Origin of the sequence: Pseudomonas sp. SIMBA_068, assembly GCF_046534705.1 — a bacterium.
In the GTDB taxonomy this organism is placed as follows: Bacteria; Pseudomonadota; Gammaproteobacteria; order Pseudomonadales; family Pseudomonadaceae; genus Aquipseudomonas; species Aquipseudomonas putida.
The window spans coordinates 1-479 of the sequence record NZ_JAWRYI010000050.1 but is presented as its reverse complement, the minus strand read 5'-3'; the positions used below and the strand labels follow the sequence as shown (position 1 = coordinate 479).

At 63.5% G+C, this 479-nt stretch carries 1 protein-coding gene; it reads left to right on the top strand.

Annotated features, from left to right (window positions below; genetic code table 11):
* On the top strand, positions 1-479 hold a 479-nt coding region (locus SB756_RS28080), incomplete at both ends, for a LysR substrate-binding domain-containing protein (protein WP_410912751.1).

The window sequence follows — 479 nt, the reverse complement described above, 5'->3', positions numbered from 1 at the left end:
GGGTGATTGCGCGCACCGAGGAAATGAAGATGCGCGCGGTGGCGATCGCTGAAGCCGGGGTCCCACAGGTTTCGGTCGCCGTGGATACCTATTTTCCGCGTGCGCACCTGATCGAATGCATGCGCACGCTGCAGGCGGACTTTCCGACGGTCGCGATCAATCTGCGCATGACGACCATGCAGGGCGGCGAGCGCCTGGTTCTCGACGGCACGTGCGCATTGGCGGTGACGATCACGGATGTGCCCGAACTGAGCCAAGCCTCCATCGAGCGGCATCATTTATGTGACGCGCAAATGGTGACCGTCTGCGCGCCATCGCATCCGCTGGCCGCACTCGCGGGACCGATTCCGCGGGAGGAATTCGGCCGGCACATCCAGCTCGTCGTGACGGACAATCAGCCCGATGCGGAAAAGACCCAACAGGGGGTCGCCGGTGAACGCCAGTGGTGGGTGAATGATCTCGGCGCGAAGCACGATCTG